The sequence below is a fragment of the Cryobacterium glucosi genome (assembly GCF_004402235.1).
GTDB classification, from domain to species: domain Bacteria; phylum Actinomycetota; class Actinomycetes; order Actinomycetales; family Microbacteriaceae; genus Cryobacterium; species Cryobacterium glucosi.
Window position 1 is genome coordinate 1 of the sequence record NZ_SOFS01000011.1, and the last position, 5,816, is coordinate 5,816.

6 protein-coding genes are annotated in these 5,816 nt (G+C 70.8%); 5 read left to right on the forward strand and 1 reads right to left on the reverse strand.

Annotated features, from left to right (window positions below; translation table 11 throughout):
* Together E3O46_RS18415 and E3O46_RS02640 are read left to right on the forward strand one after the other, a co-directional pair.
* Nucleotides 1-467: aggregation-promoting factor C-terminal-like domain-containing protein (locus tag E3O46_RS18415; protein ID WP_478213397.1), on the forward strand; the 467-nt coding region annotated here is incomplete at its 5' end.
* A gap of 178 nt (nucleotides 468-645) precedes the next feature.
* The gene (locus E3O46_RS02640; protein WP_134446264.1) at nucleotides 646-1,020 is read left to right on the forward strand and encodes a hypothetical protein; all 375 of its coding nucleotides are present in this window, start codon (nucleotides 646-648) and stop codon (nucleotides 1,018-1,020) included.
* Between the two features lie 8 nt (nucleotides 1,021-1,028).
* On the opposite strand, the gene E3O46_RS02645 is transcribed toward E3O46_RS02640, so the two are convergent.
* Nucleotides 1,029-1,811 (reverse strand): IclR family transcriptional regulator, encoded by a 783-nt coding sequence (locus tag E3O46_RS02645; protein ID WP_134560431.1) that lies wholly within the window; start codon nucleotides 1,809-1,811, stop codon nucleotides 1,029-1,031.
* 173 nt (nucleotides 1,812-1,984) lie between these two features.
* On the opposite strand from E3O46_RS02645, the gene hutH reads away from it, so the two are divergent.
* From hutH to E3O46_RS02660, 3 genes are all read left to right on the forward strand, one after another.
* A complete protein-coding gene (hutH, locus tag E3O46_RS02650) occupies nucleotides 1,985-3,538 on the forward strand; it encodes a histidine ammonia-lyase (RefSeq protein ID WP_241987324.1) in 1,554 nt (517 codons plus the stop codon).
* A 138-nt stretch (nucleotides 3,539-3,676) separates the two neighbouring features.
* Complete coding sequence (locus E3O46_RS02655) at nucleotides 3,677-4,324, forward strand: response regulator (protein ID WP_134560427.1); 648 nt, start codon at nucleotides 3,677-3,679, stop codon at nucleotides 4,322-4,324.
* Between the two features lie 14 nt (nucleotides 4,325-4,338).
* A complete protein-coding gene (locus E3O46_RS02660; protein ID WP_134561051.1) occupies nucleotides 4,339-5,685 on the forward strand; it encodes a sensor histidine kinase in 1,347 nt (448 codons plus the stop codon).
* Nucleotides 5,686-5,816 lie beyond the last annotated feature (131 nt).

The following is a 5,816-nucleotide window of genomic DNA, read 5'->3' on the forward strand; positions in this document are numbered from 1 at the left end:
CGGCGAGCGCGGCGGCCCAGGCCGCTGCGGCCGCTGCGGCAGCGGCGGCCGCTCAACCGGCGGCGGCGAGCGGGTCGGGCGGCTCAGGCTCGAGCGGATCCTCCGGTTCCGGCTCCTCAGGCGCGGGCTCGACCACGGCTCCCCCGACCGCAACCGTGTCGTCTCCGGCTGCGGCCCGGGCGTACGCGGCGGGCGCGGTCAGCGCGCGCGGCTGGGGCGGCAACGAGTACACCTGCCTGGTGTCGCTCTGGAACAAGGAGTCCGGCTGGCGGGCCGACGCCTACAACGCGAGCTCCGGGGCGTACGGCATCCCCCAGTCGCTACCGGGAAGCAAGATGGCGTCCGCCGGCTCCGACTGGCGCACGAACGCCGCGACCCAGGTCGACTGGGGCCTCGGCTACATCGCCGCCGTCTACGGAACGCCCTGCGGCGCCTGGGCGCATTCGGTCAGCGTCGGCTGGTACTGAGCCGGGCATCCGCTGCGCTACGGGCTCCCTGGAGTGACCGATGCGGACAACTGGTGCCCGTGCACCGGCCACAGTTGTCGGCAGCGGCCGCAGTTGCGACCGGTGGGCCCGCGGGTGCATGCGCCGCGCGAGAATGGACGCAGGTCGCCCGTCCGCGGCGACCGGAGTGGAGCCCCGCATGACCGAATCCGAGCTCGTCAACCTCTGGATCAAGACCCGCTGGCACGTCATCGTGTCCCAGGTCGCCCCGACCTTCCTGCTCACGGCACTGGTGGGTTTCCTGTCCCTGGGCCTGGCCGAAGCCGCACCGAGCGTGCGGGTCGCGGCGGCCGGTGTGCTCCTGGCCTCCGGGATCCTCGGTGCCCTCGTGCAGATCAACGCAGCCAATGAGGCCCTCGCTGTCATCGCCGACCTGCGAGCCGTGGGAAGCACGTCAGCCGTGACCCTGCGCATCCTGTCGGCGGCGCCGTGGGTGAACGTGGTGCGGTTCGTGACACCGGCCGTCTTCGTCGTCGTCTACGTTGCCCTGCTGATCGCCCTGTTCGCGCACTGAGGCGGATGTCACGGACGGCCGTGGATGCGGCGGGAGAGTTCCGCGGCGGTGCCGGCGAGCTCGGCGGCCAGCGCGGGCCACAGGTCTTCGGCGATCCGCTCGCGGGGGAAGGTCACGGCGATCCCGGCGGCGGGCCAGCCCGCGTGGTCCCGCACTGCGACGGCGACGGATGCCATCCCCGGCGTGATCTCCCCGTCCTCGCGGGCGAAGCCGTCGGCACGCACCGTCGCCAGCAGCGCACGCAGCTCGGACGAGCTCCGCGGCCCCTGCCCCGGCCCCTCCCCCTGCCGACGCGCGAAGGCCGCCTTGTCCGGATACAGCGCACGCAGCTGGGCCGCGGGCAGCGCGGCGAGGAGCGCGCGCCCGCTCGCGGTGAGGTGGCTCGGGAGGCGGACGCCGACATCCGTGACGAGGGAGGGCCGCCGCGGCGCGCGCTCCTCGACGAGGTAGACCACGTCCCGGCCGTGCAGCACGACGAGGTGCGCGCTCTCGCCGAGCCGGTCGACGAGCTGCGCGACGAGGGGGCGGCCGAGGTGGGACAGCGGCTGCTGGCGGGAGAATCCGGTGCTGAGCTCGAAGGCCGCGACGCCGAGGCCGTAGCGGCGTTCCTCGGGGAGGTGCACGACGAAACCCTGCTCGACGAGCACGGCGAGCAGCTGGTACACCGTCGACCGCGGCAGGTCGAGGGCCGTCGCGATCGCGCTCGCCCGGGCCGGACCTCGCTGGGCGGCAAGGTGGGAGAGCAGCCGCAGGGTGTTCCGGGCGGCAGGGACCTTCGGTGTGACCACCATCCGGTTGCCCCTTTCCTGCCGGCCTCGTGCGCCAGATGTCCGGTATACCGGACAGATTCGAGTGTATCCGTGTCCCCTGGCGGCCGCGCAGGGTGTGCAATCGAAACATGAGCCACACCGAAGAATCCGTCACCGCGGGCATCCACCCGGCCGCAGCATCCACCGCCACACGCATCACAGCCACAGCCACAGCCACGGTCACCGTCGGAGCTGGCGCGGTCTCGTTCGCCGACGTCGTCGCCGTCGCCCGCCTCGACGCGCGGATCGTGCTCGATCCGGCCGCGCTCGCCGGCGTTGCGGAAAACCGTGCCATCATCGACGGGCTTGCGAGCGACGTGAATCCGCACTACGGCATCTCCACCGGCTTCGGCGCGCTCGCGTCGACGTTCATCACGAGCGACCGCCGCGCCCAGCTGCAGGCGAGCCTCGTGCGCTCCCACGCCGCCGGCAGCGGGCCGGAGGTCGAACGCGAGGTCGTGCGCTCGCTCATGCTGCTGCGGCTCTCGACCCTGATGACCGGACGCACCGGAGTGCGCCCCGCGACGGCCGAGGCCTATGCCGCCGTGCTCAACGCCGCCATCACCCCGGTCGTGCACGAATACGGGTCGCTCGGTTGCTCGGGCGACCTCGCCCCGCTCGCCCACTGCGCCCTCGCGGTGATGGGCGAGGGCCGGGTGCGCGACGCCAGCGGCACACTGATGGGCGGCGGGGAGGCCCTCGCCGCGGCCGGAATCACCCCGGTCGTGCTCGCCGAGAAGGAAGGCCTCGCCCTGATCAACGGCACCGACGGCATGCTCGGCATGCTCGTCCTCGCCCTGACCGACCTGAGCCGACTCCTCACGACCGCCGATATCGCCGCGGCGATGAGCGTCGAGGCGCTGCTCGGCACGGATGCGACCTTCGCCGCCGACCTGCAGGCGCTGCGGCCCCAGCTCGGCCAGGCCGCGAGCGCCGGCAACCTCCGCGCGATCCTCGCGGGCTCCCCCCTGCTCGCCTTCCACGCCGGCCCGGAGGACCCCACCGTCCAGGACGCCTACTCGCTGCGCTGCTCCCCGCAGGTGCACGGCGCCGCCCGCGACACCGCAGACCACGCCGCCCTGATCGCCGGGCGCGAACTCGCGAGCGCGGTCGACAACCCGGTGGTCACCCTCGACGGCCGGGTGATGTCCAACGGCAACTTCCACGGCGCCCCGGTCGGCTACGTGCTCGACTTCCTCGCGATCGCCGCCGCGGACGTCGCGAGCATGAGCGAGCGCCGCACCGACCGTCACCTCGACGCGCACCGTAACAAGGGCCTGCCGCCGTTCCTCGCGCACGAGGTCGGCGTCGACTCCGGCCTGATGATCGCGCAGTACACCGCCGCCGGGATCGTCTCGGAGCTCAAGCGCCTCGCCGTGCCGGCCTCTGTCGACTCGATCCCGTCCTCGGCGATGCAGGAGGACCACGTCTCGATGGGGTGGGCCGCAGCCCGCAAGCTCCGCCGCTCCCTCGACGGTCTCGAGCGGGTGCTCGCGATCGAGATCATGACTGCCGCCCGGTCGCTCGACCTGCGCGCGCCGCTCATGCCGGGGGCCGCGACCGGCGCCGTGCGCGACCTCGTCCGCACCGTTGCCGAGGGTCCGGGGCACGACCGCTTCCTCTCCCCCGAGATCGAAGCCGTCGTTCAGATCGTCGCGACGGGCGCGGTCGCGGATGCCGCGGCATCCGTCACGGGGCCGCTGGCCTGAGTGCTCGACGGGCGCCCGGTTCGTCCCGAACGGGGGTATCGCGACGCATGGACGAACCGGCCAGGTGAGGCCATGATGATCACCTGATCACGCAGGTAGTCCAGTTCCCGACAGGGCAGCGACCGACCCGGGGGAACAATGATTCGCATCCTGCTCGCCGACGACCACACCACGTTCACCGAGCTGCTCGCAGGCGCGCTCAACCGGGAACCGGATCTCTGCACGGTTGGGACAGCCCAGAGCGCACGAAGAGCCGTCGAGTTGAGCCGGGAGCTCCAGCCCGATCTCATCGTCCTCGATTACCACCTGACGGACGGCAGCGGACTCGCCGCCGTCGCACTCATCCTCGCCCAGCGGCCGTCGACCCGGATTGTGATGCTCACCGGCGATCCCAGCCCGGAGGTGATCGAGCAGGCGGCGGCGCTCGGCGTGTGCGCCTTCCTCCCCAAGGATGGGTCCCTCGCCGGGCTCGTCGACACGATCCGTCACGCGCGGATCGGCTCCTTCTCGCTACACCCCTCCCTCATGGTTCAGCTCAGCACCCAACGGCAGTCCCGGATCCTGGAACAGCCGTCAACGTCGCTCACACGTCGCGAGCTGGACGTACTCGCCCTGATGGCCGAGGGCACTGAGGTTCGGGTCAACGCCCAGATCCTCGGAATCTCCGAAAACACCTGCCGCGGCTATGTGAAGTCGATTCTCGCCAAGCTCGACGCGCACTCGCAGCTTCAGGCCGTGGTCAACGCGACGAAACTGGGCCTCCTGGAGGTGCGGGAGCATGCGTAGTCCAGCATGCGACGATGGCTAAGATCCGTCATCGCCGCGACGCACGCGACCGGGGATGGCTCCGCGACCGGGGTGGGGCCGCTGATTCATCGGAGGTGCGGAGCGCCGTCCTGCGTTTCCTCGCCATCGGTGTGATCACACTCGTTGCCGTCCTGATTCCGGTGTACGCCTGGATCCACGGCCAGGCCGAGCAGCGTGCCCTCGCCGAAGCCATACTGCGCACTCATCAACTCGCCGATTTCACGGTGGGCCCGCTCCTGGACAGAGACGTCCGGGCCGGAGACGCATCGGCGATCAGTCGTGTGGATTCCGGGGTCAGGCCGTGGATGGCAGACGGCTCCCTGGTGCGGGTCAAGATCTGGAGCGGCGACGGGAAGATCCTGTATTCGGACAGTGCGGACCTGATCGGCGACACGTATCCCCTCCCGGCGTGGAGCCCCGACCTCCTCTCCGGGGGGCGGGAACACGCCTGGCTCGGCCAGCCGAACGGCCTGGACACCGTGAACGAGGCGGCGGCAGGCGAGCTGGTCGAGATCAACGTCCGCGCAACGGATGCCGCGGGATGGCCGGTCATCTTCGAGGCGTATTTTGACGATGAGGCCGTTCAGAACGCCCAATCCCGGCTGATGCTGGACGTGCTCCCGGTGCTCGTAGTCTCGCTCGTCCTGCTGCAGATGGCGCAGCTCCTTCCTGCGATCGGACTTGCCCGCCGGATCCAGGCCGGCCAGACATCCCGAAGGCGCCTGGTACAACACGCCATCGTCGCGTCCGACTTCGAAAGAAGAAGAATCGCCCGGGAGCTCCACGACGAGGTGATCCAGGACCTCGCCGGCCTGTCGTACGCCCTGGAAGCGGAGGAGAGGCATGGTGCGAGTGAGCGGCGCGCGCTCACCGGGCAGGCCCGTGGGATCCTCCTGCGGAATCTGCGTACCCTGCGCGCCATCACCACCGAACTGTATCCGCCGGACCTGGAGCGCCTCGGTCTCAACGAGGCGCTCCGGCGCCTTCTTGACCACGTGGCCGATACCGGCATTGTCGTGCACTCCGAGTTGTCGCCGGATGTCCCGTCAGACAAGGACCGGATCGCCGTGCTGTACCGCGTCGCCAGGGAGGCCCTCGCCAACGTCGTCAAGCATTCCCGCGCCTCCGTCGTCGACCTCGTCATCACCGGGGACGCTGTGACGACGAGCCTGTCGATCCGGGACAACGGTCGTGGCTTCGACCCGGCGGCGGCGGCCCCCGGCGGGCACCTGGGACTGCGGATCATGCGCGACACGGTGCAGATGACGGAGGGGTCCCTCTCCATCACGTCCGCCGTCGGAGAGGGAACCACCGTCCTGGTGCGGATTCGCCGGTCCTGACCAGAACCGGGCCCCGCCCGGCCTGTTCGCTACGGGACATCGAAGGCGTCCAGGTCCTGGTTGGCGGTGGTGAGGCCGTGGGCGGTGCCATCGAAGTAGACCGACCAGGTGCCCGCGTTGTAGTAGATGAC

Excerpts from the sequence above, each read along its gene's own strand:
- E3O46_RS02640 (WP_134446264.1), top strand. The coding sequence starts at position 646 with ATGACCGAATCCGAGCTCGTCAACCTCTGGATCAAGACCCGCTGGCAC.
- E3O46_RS02645 (WP_134560431.1), bottom strand. The coding sequence starts at position 1,811 with ATGGTGGTCACACCGAAGGTCCCTGCCGCCCGGAACACCCTGCGGCTG.
- E3O46_RS02655 (WP_134560427.1), top strand. The coding sequence starts at position 3,677 with ATGATTCGCATCCTGCTCGCCGACGACCACACCACGTTCACCGAGCTG.
- E3O46_RS02660 (WP_134561051.1), top strand. The coding sequence starts at position 4,339 with ATGGCTAAGATCCGTCATCGCCGCGACGCACGCGACCGGGGATGGCTC.